Source organism: Xenorhabdus thuongxuanensis (assembly GCF_001908095.1).
Classification (GTDB): Bacteria; Pseudomonadota; Gammaproteobacteria; order Enterobacterales; family Enterobacteriaceae; genus Xenorhabdus; species Xenorhabdus thuongxuanensis.
Window position 1 is genome coordinate 95,168 of the sequence record NZ_MKGR01000007.1, and the last position, 22,268, is coordinate 117,435.

Here is a 22,268-nt window from a genome sequence, read left to right on the forward strand (position 1 = left end):
GAACGGAATTACGCCAGTATGTTGGCTCTGGCGTTTATCATTGTCTGGTTGCCCATGTGGGCTGAATGAATTATGACCTTAAAACATCAACAGACCCTAAACAAAAAAGAGTTTATTAATTTTCTTTTAGATAAATTAAAAATGAGTTTTCAGAGAGGCCAAAATGGAACATAACTTAGCCAAATTATCTAAAGATGAAATGGATAAGGTCAATGTTGATTTAGCAGCATCCGGTGTTGCTTTTAAAGAACGTTATAACATGTCTGTCATTCCTGACACTGTTGAACAATCACAACCTTCGCATCTGCGAGAGTATTTTCAACAACGCTTACAGCATTACCGCCAGCAGTCAAGATTACTGTCACGATTGCCTTATGAACCTAAAAGCCGTTGAGGGAATGATAAAAAAGGATAACCACCCTTTGCGGGTGGTTATCCTAACTATTTCCAACAAATTTATCAGTCGCTTTGATAAGTTGGTGTAAAATACCGACTTCATCGGAAGAGTGTCCAGCACCTTCCACAATGTGTAATTCAGCTTCCGGCCACACTTTTGCCAAATCCCACGCATTCTGTATCTGACATGCCATATCATAGCGGCCATGTATAATCACAGCAGGGATATGCCTGATCACATCAATATGATCCAGTAATTGCTGGGTTTCATCCATAAAACCATTATTGATAAAGTAATGGTTTTCAATACGTGCAAACGCCAAGGCAAAATTATCTTCTGAAAAAGAGGCTGAGTTTGCAGAAGGCAGCAATGTTACTGTTTCTCCTTCCCAGAGACTCCATAAACGTGCAGCTTCCAACTGTATTTGCAAATCATCACTGGTCAGTCGTTTGTTATAGGCGGCTATTACATTTTTACGTTCTTCTTCCGACAGAATAGATAATGTACGTTCCCATTTTTCTGGGAAAAAACGAGAAGCGCCTTCTTGATAATACCAATGCAACTCTTGTGGACGGAGCAAGAAAATCCCTCTTAGCACTAATTCTGACACACTATTCGGGTGTTTTTCAGCATAGGCCAAAGACAGTGTTGATCCCCATGAGCCACCAAAAACCAGCCACTTTTCAACTCCCATAAGATTACGTAGCCGTTCAAGATCCTCTATCAAATGCCATGTTGTATTATTTTCCAGGCTAGCATGGGGTTTAGAACACCCACAGCCCCGCTGATCAAATAACATAATATGATAGCGTTCTGGATCAAATAACTGACGATGATAGTTTGCTATCCCACCACCAGGGCCACCATGGATAAATACTGCGGGCTTACCTTTTGGATTACCGCACAACTCCCAATAAACCTGGTGTCCATCTCCCGTATCCAGATAACCTGTTTGATACGCATCATAAGCGGGATAAAGTTTTCGTTGTTCCGTCATAAAGCCCTCTCACTGTTTAAACAAAACGGGATACTTTCCCAGTATCCCGTACATATTTAAAGAAAAGATAGCGTGACAAATTATTTTCTTTTATTTACTTTACTTCACTATAACTGATAGTCTCTTTTTGACAATCTATTGTGACATTGTAACTTTTATCTTTTTTCGTACCTCGGACGATCAGAGGAACCTGCAGTGCATTCGTATCACCAGTAATATCATTGACATTTACCCATGCAATCGGTTTTGAAGTGCCTAATTGCTTTCTGTCTTTATCCCAGTGATTAATGCGATTTTGTAAGAAATCTTGCTTAACCTGTGCCGCTACTTGATCTTTGGTTAAATTTTTACAAGAAATAAACTTTGCCACACGCTCGTTTTCAGCAGCGATTGCAGTAAACGAAACAGAAAACAGAACACTTGCACTCAATAAACCAATACGACGAATAAACTGGCTTGCCTTCATATTACCTCCTATTACCATCCAAATAGTATGGATTAAAAGTTGCGATAAATTAACACGTAGTAGAAAGTAATTATGTGAGTTTTGTTAAAAATGCGTTGTGACTAGTTTTCACCATCTTCAAATAAAACATGGATCTGCTCATTGTTCTGGTGCTTTTCACGTAATTCCTTAGCAACAATAGCAATGGCTTCTCCACTGCCCATTCCTTCGGAAATGAGCTGATGGATCTTTTCTACGGCAACTTGCTGCTCTTCATGGGATAATGCTGGCATACCTGAAAACATCGTTATAACCTCAAACAAAACATAGCAATTATTGGCAAACGACGATTATAGCCTGTTTTATCTCAAGTCAGGAGCGAGATTGTGTGATAATCTCCGTGGATTAATATGTTATTCCTTGTGGATTGCCAAACACCAATATTGATGCCGTCATGAAAATTGCATTACAAAAACGACAATTACCGTATTCTCCTGATCTCGCCATTCACTATTTTTCCCCCCTCTCAGCATTACCTTGGGTCATGCTGTTACATTCTGGAACCGCCGAACATCCGCATAATCGATTTGATATTATCGTCGCCGAACCTATGACAACTCTTGTTACCCGAGGAGCATCTACCGAAATTAATCGTAATGGTAAGGTTTCTCTTTCTCAGGGAGATCCCTTCCTGCTATTAAAAGACCACCTTCACGCTAGTGGTATTGATGTTCAGTTTGATCCAGATCTCCCTTTTCAAGGGGGAGCATTAGGTATATGGGGATACGATCTCGGACGACGTATCGAAAAGTTACCTGAATTAGCTACCAATGAACTGAGTTTTCCTGATATGGCTATAGGGATTTACGATTGGGGATTGATTATTGATCATCAGCTAAAGAAAGCGACGTTACTGAGCTACCACAATATTGACGAACGGCTGACATGGTTAGAGTCTCAGCGAGAAAACAGAAAAGAAGGCTTTTCCCTGACAAGTTCGTGGCAATCCAATATGACAGCACAGCAATACCACGAAAAAATTGCTCAAATCCATCGCTACCTACGAGAGGGAGATTGCTATCAAGTCAATTTATCACAACGGTTCCATGCCAATTACGAAGGAGATGAATGGCAGGCATTTATCCAACTCAATGAAAGTAACCAGGCTCCTTTTTCTGCTTTTATCCGCTTGCCTGAGCACTGCATTATCAGCGTTTCACCTGAACGCTTTATTCTTTTGCAAGATCATCATATTCAGACGCGCCCAATAAAGGGAACGCGGCCCCGATTGCAAGACCCCACTGAGGATCAATTGCAAGCAGAGAAATTAGCAAATTCACGGAAAGATCGCGCGGAAAACTTGATGATTGTTGATTTATTGAGAAACGACATTGGGCGGGTTGCTATTCCAGGATCTGTCAAAGTCCCTGAATTATTTATTGTTGAACCTTTTCCGGCTGTACACCATCTGGTCAGCACCATCACAGCAATCTTGCCCGACACATATCATGCCACAGATTTACTGCGTGCCTGTTTTCCAGGCGGCTCAATTACGGGTGCCCCTAAAATCCGGGCCATGGAAATCATTGAAGAGTTGGAGCCACATCGCAGGCATGGATATTGTGGTGCTGTTGGCTATATTAGTTTCTGCGGTACAATGGACAGCAATATTACTATTCGTACCTTGCTGACAGAAAAAGGAAAAATTTACTGTTGGGCAGGGGGTGGTATCGTCGCAGATAGCATCGCTGAAAAAGAATACCAAGAAACATTTGATAAACTCGGACGGATCTTACCTCAATTAGGGGAACTATCTATACCATGACATCGCTCTCTGACTTCATTCATCGGTTTCAATTGCAGCTTCCTGCACGACCAGCATATTTAGCCAGCAACCAACGGAATGCTGCGGTATTGTTACCGATTATATGTAAGCCAGAACCAACGCTGTTATTCACTCAACGCTCCGCAAGCCTCCGCTCCCACGCCGGACAAATTGCTTTTCCGGGCGGAGCGGCAGATCCTGAAGACGCTTCCCTTATTGCCACCGCGTTGAGGGAGGCAGAAGAAGAAGTCAGCCTACCGCAAGATAAGGTACAAATACTGGGGCAATTAACTCCCTTGGATAGCCTTGGAGGTTATCGTGTTACTCCGGTAATTGGGCTTATTTCCGAACCAATCTCTTTTCGAACCAACCCAACAGAAGTCGCAAGCATTTTTGAAATTCCGCTGTTTGATGCACTTTCTCTTCCCCATTATCGGTATCTGGATATAAAACGCCGCAATCAACAGCGCCGAGTCTATTTTTATTGGCACCAAGAACATATGATTTGGGGATTAACCGCAGACATTATTTATCGTTTAGCACAGCAAGTGCAAAAAACGCCCTAGATTGGACACAAAACGCCATAAAACTGTGCATTACTTATCCATAATCATATCAATTGCTATTATAATTAAAAAAAAACTGTAAACTCCTTTATCAACACTACCAAATAACAGTAAAGTAGCGCGCTTTATATAAATAACTATATCTCTCTTCTTTAAAGGAGTCTGGCGTGATTAGCGTTTTCGACATGTTTAAGGTGGGTATTGGCCCATCCAGCTCTCATACTGTTGGTCCTATGAAAGCAGGCAAACAATTTGTCGATGATCTTGTAAACCAGGGGGTAATGTCCTCTATCACGCGTGTAGCTGTTGATGTATACGGCTCACTTTCATTAACCGGGAAAGGTCACCATACGGATATCGCTATCATCATGGGTCTGGCAGGTAATATGCCGGCAACTGTTGATATTGATTCAATTCCAGGTTTTATTCGTGATGTTGAGCAAACTGAACGTTTGCCGCTGGCAAATGGTTTACACGAAGTCGATTTTCCTCGCGATGGCGGTATGAACTTCCGTAGCGATAACCTATCACTGCACGAAAATGGCATGCAAATTCATGCGTTCGCCGGTGACGAAAAAGTTTACAGCAAAACCTACTACTCCATCGGTGGTGGTTTTATTGTTGATGAAGAACATTTTGGCAAGCCATCCCAGGATTCCAAACCTGTTTCTTATCCTTACAGCTCTGCGGCTGAACTGCTGATGAACTGTAATAAAACAGGCTTGTCTGTTTCTGGCCTGATGATGAAAAATGAATTGGATCTACACAGCAAAGAAGAAATTGCTGAGTATTTCGCAGATATCTGGGCAACCATGCAAGCTTGTATTGAACGAGGCCTGAACACAGAAGGAGTTTTACCAGGCCCATTGCGTGTTCCTCGCCGTGCAGCCGCACTGCACCGTATGCTGACATCATCAAACAAATTGTCTAATGACCCAATGAATGTTGTTGATTTAGTCAATATGTTTGCATTAGCCGTCAATGAAGAAAATGCCGCTGGTGGCCGTGTTGTTACAGCGCCAACCAATGGCGCATGTGGTATTGTTCCTGCCGTTTTGGCCTATTACAACCATTGTATTGAGCCTGTAACAGCGGAACTGTATACCCGTTATTTTCTGGCTGCAGGTGCAATCGGTATCTTGTATAAAATGAATGCCTCTATTTCTGGTGCTGAAGTTGGCTGCCAGGGTGAAGTTGGGGTTGCTTGTTCTATGGCGGCAGCCGGCCTTGCAGAATTACTCGGCGCAAGCCCTGAGCAGGTTTGTATCGCAGCAGAAATTGGCATGGAACATAACCTCGGTTTGACTTGTGACCCTGTTGCAGGTCAGGTGCAAGTTCCTTGTATTGAACGTAATGCTATTGCATCAGTTAAAGCGATTAATGCTTCCCGTATGGCACTTCGCCGTACCAGTGAACCACGTGTTTCTCTCGATAAAGTTATTGAAACCATGTATGAAACGGGCAAAGATATGAACGCGAAATACCGTGAAACTTCACGCGGTGGTTTAGCGATAAAAGTTCAATGTGACTAACACAATACATCGTTCATTTATTGCACAGTTGGCGATAATCCTGTCTATTTTTTCTACATTTAGATTTTGATTGAAATAGTATCCCTGCCATTTGGTAGGGATATTTTTTTGGCTGAAACGAGTGACTAAAGTACATAATTTCCCATCTTGCGATAAAAACATCGCAATTTTTTTATAAGAAAATTAAGAAAATGTTACCGGAAACAGAAATAAATATCTTACTATAATAAATTATCAAAACTTAAAAATAAATTATTATTATTTATTGGAATAAAATATTGTTTTAACCTGCCAAAATAGTCTGACTTAATTTTTCTGACTGATAGCAATTTTCTTGAAGGCTGCTAATGATAATCTAATGGCATATTTTCTTATGTAACAAAATATAAAACACGACTGTTTTATGTTCACGACTATCCTATTGATTGATAGGTGGTTCAATACATTAGAAATGTTGAGTGTGAGCTTGCAGTAGTCTGAGTTCAATTGTTATAGAAAGGGGAAAACAAGTGAGTATAGCCATTATGATTGGCACACACGGGGCTGCGGCGGAACAACTGCTTCGTACCACAGAGATGTTGATTGGGGAACAGGAAAATGTTTCTTACATCGACTTTGTACCCGGTGAAAATGCTGATACGTTATTCGAGAAATACAACCAAAAGCTGGAATCGCTTGATACAGAACAAGGCGTGCTGTTTTTTGTCGATACTTGGGGTGGTAGCCCATTCAATGCCGCAAACCGCATCGTGATTGATAAAGACAACTACGAAATCGTTACTGGTGTAAATGTTCCGATGCTTGTTGAAGCTTTCATGTGTCGTGACGATGATCCAACCATGGAAGAACTGGTTTCTGTTGCATTGGAAACCGGTAAAGAAGGGATTCGAGCCCTCAAAACAAAACAAGCTGAAGAGCCTGCCAAACCGGAACCTGTTAAACCAGCCCCTATCGCTGCACCTGTTTCGGCAACTTCAGCTTCATCAACCTCTGCGGGCGGCCATATGAAAATTGCTCTCGCACGTATTGATGATCGCCTGATCCACGGCCAAGTTGCTACCCGTTGGACTAAAGAAACTAATGTCAAACGTATCATTGTCGTCAGTGATGAAGTTGCCCAAGATACTGTTCGTTCTACTTTGTTGAAACAAGTCGCACCTCCTGGCGTTAGCGCACATGTTGTAGACGTTGCCAAGTGTGTTCGGGTTTACAACAACCCCAAATATACCGGTGAACGCGTTATGCTGTTATTCACTAATCCGACAGATGTTCTGCGTATTGTAGAAGATGGTGTCGCTATCGAATCCGTAAATATCGGTGGCATGGCTTTCCGTCAAGGAAAAACCCAGATCAACAACGCAATTTCCGTTGATAAAACCGACATTGAATCCTTTGAAAAACTGAACTCTCGTGGCATAGAACTTGAAGCCCGTAAAGTTGCCAGTGATACCCGTTTGAACATGATGGATCTGCTGAAAAAAGTTGAATAAATAAGAACAGATGTCATTTCATTAACCATTACTCAATAACAAAATTCTTACCAAATTACATTTGGTTACAGGAGAAAAACAATGGAAATTACCGTTGTTCAACTTGTGTTGATATTTATCGTAGCCTGTATTGCAGGCATGGATTCAATTCTTGATGAATTTCAATTTCACCGTCCATTAGTTGCTTGTACATTAATCGGCTTAGTGCTTGGTGATATGAAAACCGGCATTATCATCGGTGGTACACTGGAAATGATTGCCCTTGGCTGGATGAATATCGGTGCAGCAATCGCCCCCGATGCAGCATTGGCTTCCATCATTTCAACCATTCTGGTTATCGCAGGTGGGCAAGATGTCGGTGCGGGTATCGCATTGGCTATCCCACTGGCAGCAGCAGGCCAGGTTCTGACTATCATTGTCCGTACCTTAACTGTTGGCTTCCAACACGCAGCAGACAAGGCCGCAGAAAATGGTAATCTTCGTGCAATTAGCGTCCTTCACGTTTCAGCTTTACTACTTCAGGCTATGCGAATCGCCATCCCTGCTCTGATTGTTGCTGTCTCAGTAGGAACTTCTGAAGTTCAGCATATGTTGAATTCCATTCCACAAGTGGTCACCAGCGGCTTGAATATCGCCGGTGGTATGATCGTGGTTGTCGGTTATGCAATGGTGATTAACATGATGCGTGCCGGTTATCTGATGCCATTCTTCTACCTTGGTTTCGTAACGGCAGCCTTCACTAACTTCAACCTTGTCGCATTAGGTGTGATTGGTATTGTCATGGCAATCCTATATATCCAGCTTAGCCCAAAATACAATCAATCACAGGCAGCCACCCATGCTGGTAATACTCCAAACGACCTTGATAACGAATTAGATTAAGAGGATAAACAACATGTCAGAGGCAACAAATATGGGTCAGAAAAAGCTGACACAAAGCGATATTCGTGGTGTATTCCTCCGTTCTAACCTCTTTCAAGGATCGTGGAACTTTGAGCGTATGCAGGCACTCGGTTTCTGCTTCTCAATGATACCAGCCATTCGTCGTCTGTACCCGGAGAATACCGAAGAAAGGAAGCAAGCTCTCAAACGACATATGGAATTTTTTAATACCCATCCTTATGTTGCAGCACCTATTCTTGGTGTCACCATGGCAATGGAAGAGCAACGGGCAAATGGGGCTGACATTGATGACGGGGCTATCAACGGTATCAAAGTGGGTTTGATGGGTCCTTTAGCGGGTGTAGGTGATCCTATTTTCTGGGGAACTGTTCGTCCGGTATTCGCTGCTCTGGGTGCAGGTATTGCCATGAGTGGCAGTCTGTTAGGCCCTATTCTGTTTTTCCTCCTGTTTAATTTAGTGCGATTACTCACTCGTTATTTAGGTGTGGCTTATGGCTACAAAAAAGGATTGGATATCGTTAAAGATATGGGTGGTGGCTTTTTGCAGAAAATGACGGAAGGAGCATCAATTCTTGGCTTGTTTGTCATGGGTGCACTTGTCAATAAATGGACCAAAGTTAATATCCCACTTGTGGTTTCTGAAGTTCCTGATCCAGTCACTGGTGAGATGAAAGTGACGACGGTTCAAACCATCCTTGACCAATTAATGCCCGGCCTGATGCCATTGTTGTTAACATTTGGTTGTATGTGGCTACTGCGGAAGAAAGTCAATCCATTATGGATTATTATCGGCTTTTTCGTGCTGGGGATCGTCGGTTTCCGTTTTGGTTTCCTTGGCTAGATCCGATATTCCTGCCTGACTGGAATGTTTAGGGGAGGTTTTACCTCCCCCTTTCTTTATTCATCAGTAAATATACTATAAATTTTCCACGTAATATGAAACCAGGGATTAAAAATGAGTCTGAATGATATTGTTCTAATAGTTTTAATTATATTGATGCTCTCTTTTGCGATCTATGATGAATTTATTATCAATCAGCTCAAAGGAAAAACGCTGTTAAATATCAAACTTAAAAGAAAACAGCGAATTGATGCCCTAATATTTATCATTTTGATTGCTATTGTTATTTACAATAATGTCACATCACATGGCAGTCAGTTCACGACCTATTTATTATCATTTATCATCTTGATGACATTATATCTAGGTTATATTCGCTCACCAAAACTAATATTCAAAAAACAGGGTTTTTATTATACCAACCATTTTTTTTCGTATGAAAGCATTAACGCAATGAATTTATCTGAAGATGGCATTCTTATGATGGACTTGGGACAGCATAAAATCTACCTATCAGTAACAAAACTGGATGACTTAGAAAAAATTTATCAGTTTCTTGTTAACAACAAATGATTTCTCTTGGCGGATTCGACTAAATAAGATCAATAATTCATATTGGTCTTATTTCCCTCCTAAAATAGATATAGATAACGATAAGCATTATCATTTTTATATTTAAAATATAGCAAAATATTTTTTATCTTTTATTCTTAATATGATATTGTCCGTCACAGTCATTGGGGAGTAGCCTGTTCCAGAGAATCTCTGGAAAATTCGTATCAACATACTCGTTTAAAATAAAACGTGGTACGAATACCTAAAGAACCTAATAAAATCCAGGTTATTACGTCCCCGTTATATTTCAAGTGACAATTAACAAAGTGAAACTTGAAAGATTACGGGGATAAATCGGTTGGCAAGACCATAGACACATAACAACACCATTGGTTGGGGGTGTGTTGTGTGTGTATGGAATCACCCAACCGAGGCTATTTTAATGAATCTCTATGCAACACTTATTCTCGCGCTCGCCCTTTCCATGGATGCCTTCGCCGCTGCTGTAGGAAAAGGAGCCGCCCTTCACCGACCCCATTTTCGCGAAGCCATCCGCACAGGTATCATCTTCGGCTTGGTTGAAGCCTGTACACCTTTAATCGGTTGGTCATTGGGCCTGTATGCCAGCCAATATATTATGGAATGGGATCATTGGATTGCCTTTTTCTTGCTGTTGATCCTTGGCTGCCGAATGATAGTCGATAGTTTCAAGCATGAACCTGAAATTTCCTGCCAAACCACACCTAAACGCCATAGTTCAGCGGCACTAGTTCTCACTGCAATTGCAACCAGTTTGGACGCGATGGCAATTGGTGTCGGCCTTGCCTTCTTACAAGTTGATATCTTCCATACAGCCATGACAATTGGACTTATGACCATGATTATGGCTACGCTAGGCATGTTAATTGGTCGTTATATTGGTCCACTATTGGGTAAAAGAGCCGAGTTGATTGGGGGGGTGGTCTTAATTGCCATTGGCTTCAATATATTATTCGAGCATCTTAAATTATTTTGGTATGCGGAATAAGGTTATTATTTATCGTTCTTCACATTGTAACGTTATTACTGCACTTACTCCGGATATATAGCGCTATATTCCGGAGATTTGTTCCCTTGTCATCATGCTTCTACAGTTTAATAAGATGACAGCAATCTTTTTTTATTATCAAATACGTCGATATACTTTTAACGTGAAATCTGCTTCGCAATTAAACTGTTCTCTCAATATCAAATGCATTTTAATTTCTTCTGATGTCCGCCAGGCAAAAGGGGTCATCTGCAATAAATTATGCGCTTGTTCACCATCTAATGACATTTCATAATCTAGCGTTTCGGTTGAAATTAATTCAAACCCTTCCCATTGTTCCTGATTTTCAGGATGTAAATGCACTTCCTGATAAATAAGCTCTTTTAATTGATACAGATGACGAGGCCCTGGCGTTACTGTCAGTACGATACCATCTGTTTTCACCACTCTAGCTAACTCTGCTGCTTTGTAAGGAGCGTAGATCCGCAAAATACCATCCAGTGAACTATCCGCAAATGGCAGCCGATGGCTAGAAGCCACACAGAAATTAACATCAGGGTAACGTTTGGCACCATAACGAATTGCGACTTTCGCCACATCCAATCCATACACTGCCAATTTCCGGTGAAGATTAAGCTGTTCCTGAACCGCGGCTGTGTAATAACCTTCACCACAACCAATATCCAGCAGAGTGTCAGCGCTTTCTGGTAAATATTTGCCAAGCAATTCAACCGTTTTTTGTTGCAGGGCTTGATAATGTCCAGAATGCAAAAACGCCCTTCTCGCTTGCATCATTTCTACACTGTCCCCAGGCTCTTTTGAGCGTTTATGCTGAACGGACAGTAAATTGACGTACCCTTCTTTTGCACAATCAAACTGGTGATTGTTTTCGCAACGCCATTGGTAGCTAGCAAACAGTAACGGTAAGTGACATAAAGGACATTGATAAGACATAACATTCCGATGGATAGGGAAAAATCAAGGGTGTACTATACCATATTTTTGATACATACGTTTTTTAACCCTATCTTTTTGAAATTTAAGTCTAACACTCCATTATGTTACTAAATTAAAGAAATTGGATTGACTATTTCCAACACGATATTTATTGTTTTTTGTTACCAACGATTAACATTTCAATCACAAAATGGAGATAACATGCCATACGATAATCTAGAGACCAAACGGCTTCTATTAAAAAGACTCGCTTATGACGACGCCATTCAAATTCAGCAAAAATTTCCTCATTGGGATGTCGTCAAATACTTAGATAGCAGCGCAGTCCCCTGGCCATATCCTGACGATGGCGCAGAATATTTTGTCAAAAACGTAGCTTTTCCCGCCATACAATCAGGAAAAGCCTGGTTATGGTCTATTCGGATAAAAAAACATCCCGATGAACTCATCGGTATGATCGGGTTACATGATAGGCAAGATAATAACCGAGGATTTTGGCTCTCCTTAGAGCATCAAGGCCAAGGATTGATGCGTGAAGCCTGTGAAAAAGTGACTGATTATTGGTTTCACGTACTGGGACAATCCGTTCTCAGAACACAAAAAGCCAGTATTAACCACGGTTCGAAGAAAATCTCATTGACACAAGGGGAAAGGCTGATAAAAGTGGAAGAAAAAAAGTATGTTTCAGGAAAATATGATTGCGAATTCTGGGAAATAAACAAGGAAGAATGGTGTAATCGACATCGCTTTCTTGATAAGTTTTAACCTATCTATTAATCCTGCATGTTCTGCCTGGGAAACTGAGCTTGCAGGAATGGTAGTAATAATAAACCTATCATTACTGCGCAGACAGAAATGGTAATAAATAACCCCTTCCAATGATAACATTTTAAAATAACGGCAAAAGGATAGCCGGCAAGTGCAGCTCCCGTATAAGCAAAGAGGCCAACAAACCCAGTTGCAGCTCCTGCAGAATCTTTATGGGAACATTCCGCAGCTGCCATACCAATCAACAATTGTGGGCCAAAAACAAAAAAACCAATTACAAAAAAGCCAATTGATTGAAAAATCACACCAGTCATAGGCATCAACCATAAAGCTGCCACAGATAAGAAAATACCCATTGCAAATATCAAGTTCATTGGTCCACGGTTGCCACCAAATACTCTATCCGATCCCCAACCAGCCACCAGCGAGCCTATAAAGCCACCCACTTCAAAAAGTGACAATACTGCGTTTGCACTCACTAAATCATAATGATGATATTCTGTTAGATAGAGGTTTCCCCAATCGTTAATACCAGTACGGACGATATAGACCAAAACGTAACTCAATGAAAGCAACCAAATATATTTATTGCAAAAAACATAGGTCTTTAGTATTTCTCTGGTAGTTAGGCCTTTCCCTTGATTTTCTTGTATTTTTTCTAAATAATCATTACGAAATTGGCCAATAGTCGGTAACCCTATTGTGGTAGGCTTGTCACGTAATCGCCAGCATAAAAATATTCCGGCCAAAATACCTAAACAGCCTGGCACAATAAATCCTTCTCGCCAGCTAAAATGTAATGTTAAGAAACTGACAAATAACGCAACCAATGCACTACCTATATGGTGCGACGTATTCCATAGAGACCACCAAAAACCACGCTCTGAGCGAGAATACCAACTGGTGAGTAATTTAGCACAGGGTGGTGAACCCCATCCCTGAAACCACGCATTTAATATCCACAAAAAGGTAAACATCACGATTGAGCTGGACAAACCAAAAAAGATATTGATGATGCCTGTGGCAATTAACCCGATTCCCATGAAATAACGCGGATTGGAGCGATCAGAGATAATACCGGAAAGAAATTTAGAACAACCATAAGTAATATAAAACAGGGTTCCAATAAGGCCAATTTCTCCTTTATCAAGACCAAGATCGATTATCATGGCAGGCATCGCATAGTTGAAACTTTTACGGGTAAAGTAAAATAACGCATACCCCACATAGAGGCTCAGCATGATATGCAAACGCCAATAGCGATATTGTTGCCGGATTTCTTCACCAGATAGCTGGTTGTAGTAATGTACTGGCTTAGATTGAGAAGAAGCTGTCATAACCATGTTTTAAAGTTTAGGCAAGATGATAGACAAATCCGTTCCCGAATATGTCGAATCACCTTGTCGTTTTTCACTGTGAATTGAGAAAGTTCCCCCCAAGGCCTGCACACGCTCCCGCATACCACGTAAGCCAAACCCTTTCATATGATCTGCAGACTTACAACCAATACCATTATCCCTAATTAACAAATGGATCATCCCGTTGATGGAAAAATATAATTCAATACGATCCGCTTGAGAATATTTCATGGCATTATTCAGCGCTTCCTGACAAAGACGGTATAACGTAATTTTGGTTGTATCACTCAATTGCTCAGTTACCATAACTGAATCCGCTGCCCAATGAATTTCTACCGATATGCCATGAGACTCAAATTCCATATCCCGTAATAACTGCTCAATAGCCTCTTTCAAACCGAGATCATCAAGAATTTTAGGCCGCAGTCGGCTAAGTAACCCTTTAGTTGTATCATAAACATTAAGGGATAACGATTCGATAGTTTTAGCGCAATTAGCACTAATTGGTGTCACTTCTACCCGCTGGATAATATTGGCCTGCGTACGAATAGCAGTAATGTTCTGACCAATTTCATCATGCAGTTCACGTGCAATTTCTCGCCTTACCGACTCTTCGGCTTTCACCAATTGACGGGACAAGCTGTGATTACAATGAAGTTGACGCTTTAACTGCGCATTAAGGTCACGCTGACGCTGCACCGCCATTCCCAGCATGATCCCCGTTAACGTTTGAGCCAACAGTGATAACAAGAGATCTGTGATCTCCATATTCGAAACACCACTGCGTGCAGCAATCAAGGAAATACTGTTTAACAATGTGCCGACTATAGCGCCTTGCCAGCCGTAACGAAAAGCCAACAAGATAATAGGAATGGCCAGACAAAATGGAGCAAAATAACGCAACTCATTCGGAAGACCAATTTGAATAAAAATATTTATTATAAACAATAAACTATGAAGAATAATATGTTTCAGGTGAAACTGAATACGATGTGATACAAGATTAGCAGTCAGGGGAAACCAAATATTTTGAAACAAGTAGTGCCATACTAAATAGCATAAAGGGACTAACATGACACCACCGGTTAAACTCACCAAAAATGCAATACTCAAAGCAGAATTATGGTTACTGATCGTCGCCACATTAATAATGGAAGTTGCCAGAATGATACCTGCCATGACTACAAATCGCTGCCATTGGCTGCCACAATAGTAGCGACTGGCAAACCAAACAAGAGGAAAACTGGCCATACTGGCAGTTAATACAGTCAGCCATTGTAACTGCCCCATTAAGGATGTCAAACAGATGGTAAGCCCCCATTCTGCGCCGTAAATAGTCGTCCAATAACGCTTGGGAGTATGGAGAACAATGCCAAGGCGCAAAGCAAAAGGAAAAAATAGGATAGCCAATTCAGAGTCATTGATGAAATAGTAGGAGATAATCCATAAGCAGAACCACCAACAAGAAAACAATAGCCAGCCGCAAAATGAATTGATCAGATATTGACGCATTAAAGATCACTAGTGGCAAAATAATTCGCCAAACCAACGTTATTGGCTACCCCTAATTTACTCATCGCATTGGCTCGGTGAACATGTACTGTTTTATGGCTTAATCCCAATTCAGCCGCTATAGCTTTAACATCCATACCGCTAGCCAACATCTCTCCAACTTGTCGTTCTCGTTTAGTCAGATATTCCAATGAAGACGGATTGCTCTTTGATGACGTTAAATTGAATACAATGTCCGGTGTGAGATAACAACCATTATTGGCTGTAGTCCGCACCGCCTGAATCAGTTCATCCGGACTGCAACGTTTACTGAGATAACTACGCGCCCCCGCTTTCAAGGCACTCTCCACCATAGTAACAGAATCATGAACACTCAGCATAATACAGTTAATACCTGAAGGAAGATCTTTCAATAGTGAAAGCCCGCTTTCATCTTTCATTGAAATATCAAGAATACAAACCGTTGCACCCGATCCGAGTAACCCTTGCCTGGCTTCAGCACATGAATTGAACTCCCCCACAACTTCAATATCAGGCTCTAAATTCAACAACTGAGCAAATCCTGAACGAACAACAACATGATCATCAACTAATGCTATTTTAATCATCATCATTTTTTATCGAATCAAGCATCGGACTAAACTACCCTTATTGATATAACTTAGCAATAGTACGTAATAGATAGAAAATATGGAATATTAGGGCAAAAAATGATGAAAAGATGCTACTGTGGATATACAGCAGCATCAGTAAGTTTTTAGTATGAATTAATGTACTTTCTTCGCTTTTCGAATCTTTCTCTCTTCCGCAATAGCTACTAAAACAAGTAAGCTGAGGCATACGAATGCTGAGGCATCAAGGGCAACAAATGTCCCTTTCCAACCAGTCAAACCAAAGACCGGCACACCATCAGCAATCATTCCCAAACCGAGCTTAGCAAAGCTATCACCGATTAAATAAGCAAATGTTCCTTTAACACCATCAGCCACACTGATCGCTTTTTTCGGTACAAACCCAACAGCAGCCACACCAATCAACAATTGCGGGCCAAATACAAGGAAACCAAGCACAAACAGGGAACCCAAATACATGTATTCACTGGTTGCATGTTGATAGAATTCAAGGCAGACAATAATCAACCCTAACGAGACACAGGCAACCAGGGCACGACGGCCATTCGCCAAATCAGACAAATATCCCCACATTAATGTGCCTACCAGTGCTCCTATTTCGAACATGGTAAAACCAGTAATAGCGGTCTCTTTTGATTGTCCCAGTTCCTGATACGCATACACTGTTGACCATTGATCGATACCAATACGCACGATGTAAAGGAAGATATTGGCAAAACAGAGTAACCAAATGACTTTGTTCTTTAATACATATTCAACAAAGATCTCACGTTTGGTCAGCTGGTTTTCTTCTGCCGCGATATCTTCTTCACTGACAGGTTCATCAAATAACTCTTCTACCTTACCCAAACCGTAACTTTCTGGAGAATCGCTACCATAACGCAATCCAATGAAACCAATGATCAGGGCGATAATAGAAGGGAAAATAAACATCCCTATTACATGACCATTAAAGAAATAGTTAGCACCAACGAGTGCAACCCCAGCTGCAGCGGCACCACCTACATTATGTGACATATTCCACAAACCCAGATAGGTTCCACGCTTGTTACGGGGAGTCCATTTCGTAATAGTGGAGTAGCTGGCAGGCCCACCTATACTCTGGAAAAAGCCACTTAACGCATAAAATGCCACCATCAGAAAAATACTGATGCCGGAATTTCCCATACTCATGCTAAACCCTAACATAGCAATGCCAGATAAGATCAGCATAAATGGCAGGAATTGTTTGGTATTTTTGCCATCGGCATAATAAGCAACGACGGTTTTACCAATACCATAAGTAATAGAAAAACCTAACCCTATCAACCCAAGCTGCGTCATCGACAGACCATAAGTCGAAATCATATCGTTTTGGGCTATATTAAAGTTTTTACGTACCAAATACATAGCCATATAGCCAATAAAAACCACCAAATACGACTGCATAAAGGGTTTGAACCACATTTTACGCCGTACTTCCACTGGAAGATCCAGTGTTGGCTTTCGAATTTGTTCTAGAATCTTAAGCATTTTAAATCCTTAGATAACCACGAAAAGAAGAGCCCTTTTGAGCAAGTGAAAATAAAAAAAGCAAATCGCAAGGAAGCAAAAGTTTTCGTAGTTATAGTTTTCGTAAATATAATTTACACAGATATAATTATTATCTTGTCAGTTTAGAAAACTAAAGGAAGGTTGGCGTGAGCTATGGTCCTAGTTTAACTAGGAATATTTCCTAGTTTTACCTTATTCGAGCATAAAGCGTGAAAGAAATCACACTCTTTGTTCAGTAAGGAGTCAAAAGGTAGTGTATTCAAGGCATTGATTGTCCTTAAACATAATATTTTCTTTCAATGAAAGTGCCGATAATTTTGTCATGCATTTCAGAGGATTTTGAATAACCCAACGTTTTCCAGTTTAATCGCTTAATTCGATTACGTCGGGTCAGATTTTCACGCTCGATACGTTGTGTAAAATTTTTTCCGACGAGAGGCTTATTTGTCGGTAACATCTTGTAAGCTTCGAAATTGTCTGTACACCAGAAAGCCACGTTGAATCGGGATAGTTTTTTCAATAGCTTCTTGAGCGTTTTCTTACTTCGTTTTCCGAAAGTATGCGCGATGATACGTTTCAAACGGGGTTCCCATGCATACCATAACCAACGGTGTTGCTTTTTGTTCCCGACAAAAGACCACATCTCGTCAAATGACAAAATCGACACTTAACTTCCACCGTTGCCATTTAATTTCTCTCATAAAAAAGAAATATTATATCTTAAGAACAACGCCCCGAATACGTGACCCCTTGTTTCATTTCCCTTAATTTCGCTACCCATTTTGCCGGTTCCCAATATTGCACTTGGGAATAATGCAAACCTGTCGTGACCAACAAATGAGGATAGCGCTGATATTGGATATTGTCATAAGGGCTATAGGATTTAATAAGCAAATAATCTTCTTTGTTATTTGGATTACCCCACTCTTCATATTCACCCGTTGTCAATGGAATGGATGGATCAAGCATGGTTGTTAACACACCCACAAAAGGCACTTTTGCAATCACACCACGGTACAATTCTGGTGCCTGGTTAATAACCGTACCCATTAATAAACCAATCTGACGGATAGACGACAATCCTTCAATACGTTCCTGTACAACCAACCAATTGTTGAACAGGGCAAAATTTTCCAGATCGGTATTTTTCTGTGAAGCAATGACATATCTTTTTTATTCAACCTGTTCGTATCTGATGAAAATGCTGTCTTATACTGTGACATGCCATCAATCCTGCATTTTTATTGAGATAAATAAAAATCTATTGGCAGTTCAACCGTAACGCTGCCATTAGTTAAAACGACTTCAGGTGGCTTAGGCAGAGGCTGTGCTCTTTCCAACACCATCCTTGCTTCTCTGTCTAGTGAGTTAGTTCCTGAGCGTCGAGTTAATTCACTGCCAATCACGATACCCAATTGGTTAACCGTAAATTTCACCATTGGACGCCCTGTTCGTCTTCTTCTCTGGGCATCTTCTGGATATTTTTTATAGCGGTTCAAGTGTCCTGCCACCTCTGCCTGCCAAACGGCTTTGGCATCGGCAATGGCATCAGAATTGCTTTCATAGGATGCAGCGGTACGAGCGGTCACATTATCGGCCGTCGCATTACTGGTTGTTGGTGCGGCGCTACTGTGGGATATTTCACTTTCTTGTTCTTTTGCTCTCACTTGTTTAACAGGCTGAGTCTTCTTCGGTACATCTTGTTCTTTCTTTTTTTTCTTCTGCTTATCCACCAAAAGCAGGGCATTTTCATTTACATCCAATTTTGGCATGTTAATTTCGTCAACTTTGCTCTCCTGCTGCTTACTGGCAACAGATAGTTGTTGCTCAATGCCAATTGGCTGTTTTTGTATTTTTTGTAGCGCTTCTATCTGCGTTGACAGTTCCACTATCACCGCTGGTGGAGGGAGAAGCTCCTCAATATCCACATCCTTTGGTTTGTAGACCAGCCATCCTACGAACAAGGCATGTAGTGTGATAGCAGCGAGAAAGGATTTTGTCACATGACCAGAGTGAGTATTTTGATACGTGATGTACGTCAACATCTCTTATAATACATTATGTCAATAATAAATGGATACTAATGATAATCAATTCAATATATAAATGAAAACTATTTTTATTTGTTAATTAATCAATTCCTTGTGATACTTACTATTATTTGGTTATATTTTCGCCAGTTAACACCCCCCTCCCTCTTCCGCAATGATAATTATTAATCATAAAAAGAAAAATTGCACATTATAGATAATGAGAATTATTTACAAAAACACCCTGTTAAACATACGCCTAACAGGGTAACTCACCCATTTATCCCCAATTCACGGTTGGAATGGAAACACTAACAAAGGCTATTTTTATAGCGGATCTGTTTGTGCTTCAACGGCCGCCAGCGCCACCATATTCACGATACGACGTACAGAAGCAATCTGTGTCAGGATATGAACAGGCTTCGCAACCCCCATCAAAACTGGACCAACTGTTACCCCCTCTGAACTGGTGACACGCAGCAAGTTATAACTGATACGAGCAGCTTCCATGTTCGGCATAATTAACAAGTTTGCCGAGCCTTTCAACGGGCTGTCCGGCATAATATCGCGGCGGATACTTTCCACCAGCGCAGCATCACCGTGCATTTCACCATCAATTTCAAGCGATGGTGCCATTTGCTGAACTAATGCCAGTGTCTTACGCATTTTTTGTGCAGAATCACAATCAGAAGAGCCAAAACTTGAACGTGATAACAAAGCAACTTTAGGCTCAATACCAAAACGGCGAACAGTTTCAGCCGCCATCAATGTGATTTCTGCTAACTCTTCTGGGCTTGGATCTTCATTAACATAAGTATCGGCAATGAACGTATTTCCCGTCGGTAACATCAAGGCATTCATGGCACCTGCAGTATGCACTCCCTGGCGGAAACCAAACACATCTTTCAAGATCTGATAATGTTCACTATAGCTGCCAACAGTACCACAAATCAGGCCATCCGCTTCACCACGGTGTACCATTATTGCGCCTATCAGCGTTGGATTACCAATCACTGCCCGACGTGCTTGCTCTTGCGAGATACCACGGCGTTTCATCATTTGGTAATATTCTTGCCAATATTCTTTGAAACGTGGATCATTTTCATTATTCACCACTTCAAAATCTTTACCCGCTTCAATATGCAGCCCCTGCTTTTTAATCCGCATTTCAATGACGCTAGGACGGCCAATCAGAACAGGGAATGCCAGCCCAAGAGAGACGAGCTCTTGTGTCGCATGCAGTACACGAACATCTTCCCCTTCTGCCAATACAATACGTTTCTTCTCTTTTTTGGCTTGGGAAAAGATTGGTTTCATGAATAAGTTGGTTTTATAGACAAACTCATTGAGTTTCTCAATATACGCCCCGAAATCGGTAATAGGCCGGGTTGCCACTCCTGATTCCATCGCCGCTTTCGCTACAGCCGGCGCAATTTTTACAATCAAGCGAGGATCAAATGGTTTTGGAATAATGTAATCAGGGCCAAAGAACAGGTCTTGATCGCCATAGGCGGAAGCAACTTCCTGACTTTGCTCAGCCAATGCAAGATCAGCAATAGCATGTACACAAGCAAGCTTCATTTCTTCATTAATAGTTGTGGCCCCAACATCCAATGCACCACGGAAAATGAACGGGAAGCAAAGAACGTTATTCACCTGATTAGGGAAATCGGAACGACCAGTACAAATAATTGCATCAGGGCGTACTGCTTTTGCCAATGGCGGCAAAATTTCTGGCTCTGGATTAGCTAATGCCATAATGAGCGGATTTTTTGCCATGGTTTTCACCATGTCTTGTGTCAGCACTCCTGGCCCAGAACAACCGAGGAAAATATCAGCATCAGGGATCACATCTGCCAGTATACGGCTGCCATTATCTTCAATGGCATAATCCGCCTTAGTCTTTTCCATGTTCTCTTCGCGGCCACGATAGATAACCCCTTTTGAGTCACAGACGACAATATTTTCACGTTTCAAACCCAGTGCTACCAGCAGGTTCATACAGGCAATTGAAGCAGCTCCAGCCCCCGATACAACCATGCGCACCTTGCCAATGTCTTTATTAACAACCCGCAATCCATTCAATACTGCTGCGGTACAAATAATTGCTGTACCATGTTGATCATCGTGGAATACAGGAATTTTCATGCGCTCACGGAGTTTCTGTTCAATGTAGAAACACTCTGGTGCTTTAATATCTTCAAGGTTGATACCACCAAAAGTGGGTTCTAAAGCTGCGATGATATCAACCAATTTATCAGGATTGGATTCCTCTACTTCGATGTCAAAAACATCAATACCAGAGAATTTCTTGAATAAAACTCCCTTTCCTTCCATAACAGGTTTACCGGCTAATGCACCGATATTACCCAACCCTAAGACAGCGCTGCCGTTAGAGATAACCGCAACAAGATTGCCACGTGCTGTATATTTATAAGCTGCCAAAGGATCTTCTGCTATTTCAAGACAAGGTGCAGCAACACCCGGTGAGTATGCCAATGCCAAATCACGTTGCGTTGTCAGTGGCTTGGTTGGTGTAACCGTAATTTTTCCAGGTTGTGGGAACTCATGAAAATCAAGAGCACTTTGTTTTAATTTTTCATCCATTATCAGATCCTTTACGCGTCATGTCTTAGTGAAAATGGTTTCAGTATAATAGTTACGGAAGGTTAAATCATGATGTCAGCAGCATTTTGTTCATAATCTTTAAAATCAAGGTACAAAAAACAAACAGGTGATGAAACTTATGTTAATTAATATTATATGGATATTATCCCAATGATACCTATATAGAGGTATTTTATCTTCTATTAATAACCTGATAAATTAATTAATGATATATTTTTAAATTAATATTTAAAATAAGTTTACAAAATCAAAACTTAATCTATAAAATATTC

20 protein-coding genes, 2 pseudogenes and 1 riboswitch are annotated in these 22,268 nt (G+C 41.0%); of the genes and pseudogenes, 10 read left to right on the top strand and 12 right to left on the bottom strand.

The window, feature by feature from the left end:
- Window positions 1-163: 163 nt before the first annotated feature.
- Window positions 164-394, top strand: a complete 231-nt coding sequence (locus Xentx_RS06735; protein WP_074019499.1) for a DNA polymerase III subunit theta — start codon at window positions 164-166, stop codon at window positions 392-394.
- 43 nt (window positions 395-437) lie between these two features.
- Here the strand turns inward: Xentx_RS06735 and pip are convergent, their stop codons facing one another.
- The 3 genes from pip to Xentx_RS06750 form a co-directional block, all read right to left on the bottom strand.
- A complete protein-coding gene (gene pip, locus Xentx_RS06740) occupies window positions 438-1,394 on the bottom strand; it encodes a prolyl aminopeptidase (RefSeq protein ID WP_074019500.1) in 957 nt (318 codons plus the stop codon).
- Window positions 1,395-1,488: 94 nt separating this feature from the next.
- Entirely contained in the window at window positions 1,489-1,860 is a 372-nt protein-coding gene (gene yebF, locus Xentx_RS06745) for a protein YebF (RefSeq protein WP_074019501.1), read from the bottom strand.
- 101 nt (window positions 1,861-1,961) lie between these two features.
- Window positions 1,962-2,144 (bottom strand): YoaH family protein, encoded by a 183-nt coding sequence (locus tag Xentx_RS06750; RefSeq protein WP_074019502.1) that lies wholly within the window; start codon window positions 2,142-2,144, stop codon window positions 1,962-1,964.
- Window positions 2,145-2,293: 149 nt separating this feature from the next.
- Here Xentx_RS06750 and pabB point away from each other — a divergent pair, with 149 nt between their 5' ends.
- The 8 genes from pabB to mntP all read left to right on the top strand — a co-directional run bounded on the left by pabB (window position 2,294) and on the right by mntP (window position 10,578).
- Entirely contained in the window at window positions 2,294-3,664 is a 1,371-nt protein-coding gene (pabB, locus tag Xentx_RS06755) for an aminodeoxychorismate synthase component 1 (protein WP_074019503.1), read from the top strand.
- On the top strand, window positions 3,661-4,230 hold the full coding sequence (locus tag Xentx_RS06760) for a CoA pyrophosphatase (protein ID WP_074019504.1): 570 nt from the start codon (window positions 3,661-3,663) through the stop codon (window positions 4,228-4,230). The genes pabB and Xentx_RS06760 overlap by 4 nt, the downstream gene beginning before the upstream one ends.
- 167 nt (window positions 4,231-4,397) lie before the next feature.
- Complete coding sequence (locus tag Xentx_RS06765; RefSeq protein WP_074019505.1) at window positions 4,398-5,762, top strand: L-serine ammonia-lyase; 1,365 nt, start codon at window positions 4,398-4,400, stop codon at window positions 5,760-5,762.
- Window positions 5,763-6,271: 509 nt separating this feature from the next.
- Entirely contained in the window at window positions 6,272-7,252 is a 981-nt protein-coding gene (manX, locus tag Xentx_RS06770; protein ID WP_074019506.1) for a PTS mannose transporter subunit IIAB, read from the top strand.
- Window positions 7,253-7,333: 81 nt separating this feature from the next.
- Entirely contained in the window at window positions 7,334-8,134 is an 801-nt protein-coding gene (locus Xentx_RS06775) for a PTS mannose/fructose/sorbose transporter subunit IIC (protein ID WP_074019507.1), read from the top strand.
- A gap of 13 nt (window positions 8,135-8,147) precedes the next feature.
- Window positions 8,148-8,996, top strand: a complete 849-nt coding sequence (locus Xentx_RS06780; RefSeq protein WP_074019508.1) for a PTS mannose transporter subunit IID — start codon at window positions 8,148-8,150, stop codon at window positions 8,994-8,996.
- Window positions 8,997-9,110: 114 nt separating this feature from the next.
- On the top strand, window positions 9,111-9,569 hold the full coding sequence (locus tag Xentx_RS06785; RefSeq protein ID WP_074019509.1) for a DUF986 family protein: 459 nt from the start codon (window positions 9,111-9,113) through the stop codon (window positions 9,567-9,569).
- A gap of 152 nt (window positions 9,570-9,721) precedes the next feature.
- Window positions 9,722-9,864, top strand: a riboswitch (yybP-ykoY riboswitch).
- A gap of 129 nt (window positions 9,865-9,993) precedes the next feature.
- Complete coding sequence (gene mntP / locus Xentx_RS06790) at window positions 9,994-10,578, top strand: manganese efflux pump MntP (protein WP_139292441.1); 585 nt, start codon at window positions 9,994-9,996, stop codon at window positions 10,576-10,578.
- 138 nt (window positions 10,579-10,716) lie between these two features.
- Here mntP and rlmA read toward each other — a convergent pair whose 3' ends face one another.
- Window positions 10,717-11,532, bottom strand: coding sequence for a 23S rRNA (guanine(745)-N(1))-methyltransferase (gene rlmA, locus Xentx_RS06795; RefSeq protein WP_074019511.1), 816 nt, complete (start codon window positions 11,530-11,532; stop codon window positions 10,717-10,719).
- A gap of 204 nt (window positions 11,533-11,736) precedes the next feature.
- Here rlmA and Xentx_RS06800 point away from each other — a divergent pair, with 204 nt between their 5' ends.
- Window positions 11,737-12,300: a GNAT family N-acetyltransferase gene (locus Xentx_RS06800; RefSeq protein WP_074019512.1), complete on the top strand. Its 564-nt coding sequence runs from the start codon at window positions 11,737-11,739 to the stop codon at window positions 12,298-12,300.
- A gap of 8 nt (window positions 12,301-12,308) precedes the next feature.
- Here Xentx_RS06800 and uhpC read toward each other — a convergent pair whose 3' ends face one another.
- From uhpC to maeB, 8 genes and pseudogenes are all read right to left on the bottom strand, one after another.
- Complete coding sequence (gene uhpC / locus Xentx_RS06805; RefSeq protein ID WP_074019564.1) at window positions 12,309-13,640, bottom strand: MFS transporter; 1,332 nt, start codon at window positions 13,638-13,640, stop codon at window positions 12,309-12,311.
- 9 nt (window positions 13,641-13,649) lie between these two features.
- On the bottom strand, window positions 13,650-15,173 hold the full coding sequence (uhpB, locus tag Xentx_RS06810; RefSeq protein ID WP_074019513.1) for a signal transduction histidine-protein kinase/phosphatase UhpB: 1,524 nt from the start codon (window positions 15,171-15,173) through the stop codon (window positions 13,650-13,652).
- On the bottom strand, window positions 15,173-15,781 hold the full coding sequence (uhpA, locus tag Xentx_RS06815; RefSeq protein ID WP_074019565.1) for a response regulator transcription factor UhpA: 609 nt from the start codon (window positions 15,779-15,781) through the stop codon (window positions 15,173-15,175). The genes uhpB and uhpA overlap by 1 nt, the downstream gene beginning before the upstream one ends.
- Before the next feature lie 159 nt (window positions 15,782-15,940).
- Window positions 15,941-17,317, bottom strand: coding sequence for a hexose-6-phosphate:phosphate antiporter (gene uhpT, locus Xentx_RS06820; RefSeq protein WP_074019514.1), 1,377 nt, complete (start codon window positions 17,315-17,317; stop codon window positions 15,941-15,943).
- Window positions 17,318-17,615: 298 nt separating this feature from the next.
- Window positions 17,616-17,999 (bottom strand): annotated as a pseudogene (locus Xentx_RS06825) (IS1 family transposase); the annotation flags it as partial.
- A gap of 89 nt (window positions 18,000-18,088) precedes the next feature.
- Window positions 18,089-18,397, bottom strand: a pseudogene (locus tag Xentx_RS06830) (prolyl oligopeptidase family serine peptidase); the annotation flags it as partial.
- 182 nt (window positions 18,398-18,579) lie between these two features.
- Window positions 18,580-19,383: an energy transducer TonB family protein gene (locus Xentx_RS06835; protein WP_074019516.1), complete on the bottom strand. Its 804-nt coding sequence runs from the start codon at window positions 19,381-19,383 to the stop codon at window positions 18,580-18,582.
- 312 nt (window positions 19,384-19,695) lie between these two features.
- Window positions 19,696-21,975: an NADP-dependent oxaloacetate-decarboxylating malate dehydrogenase gene (gene maeB / locus Xentx_RS06840; RefSeq protein ID WP_074019517.1), complete on the bottom strand. Its 2,280-nt coding sequence runs from the start codon at window positions 21,973-21,975 to the stop codon at window positions 19,696-19,698.
- Window positions 21,976-22,268: the final 293 nt, after the last annotated feature.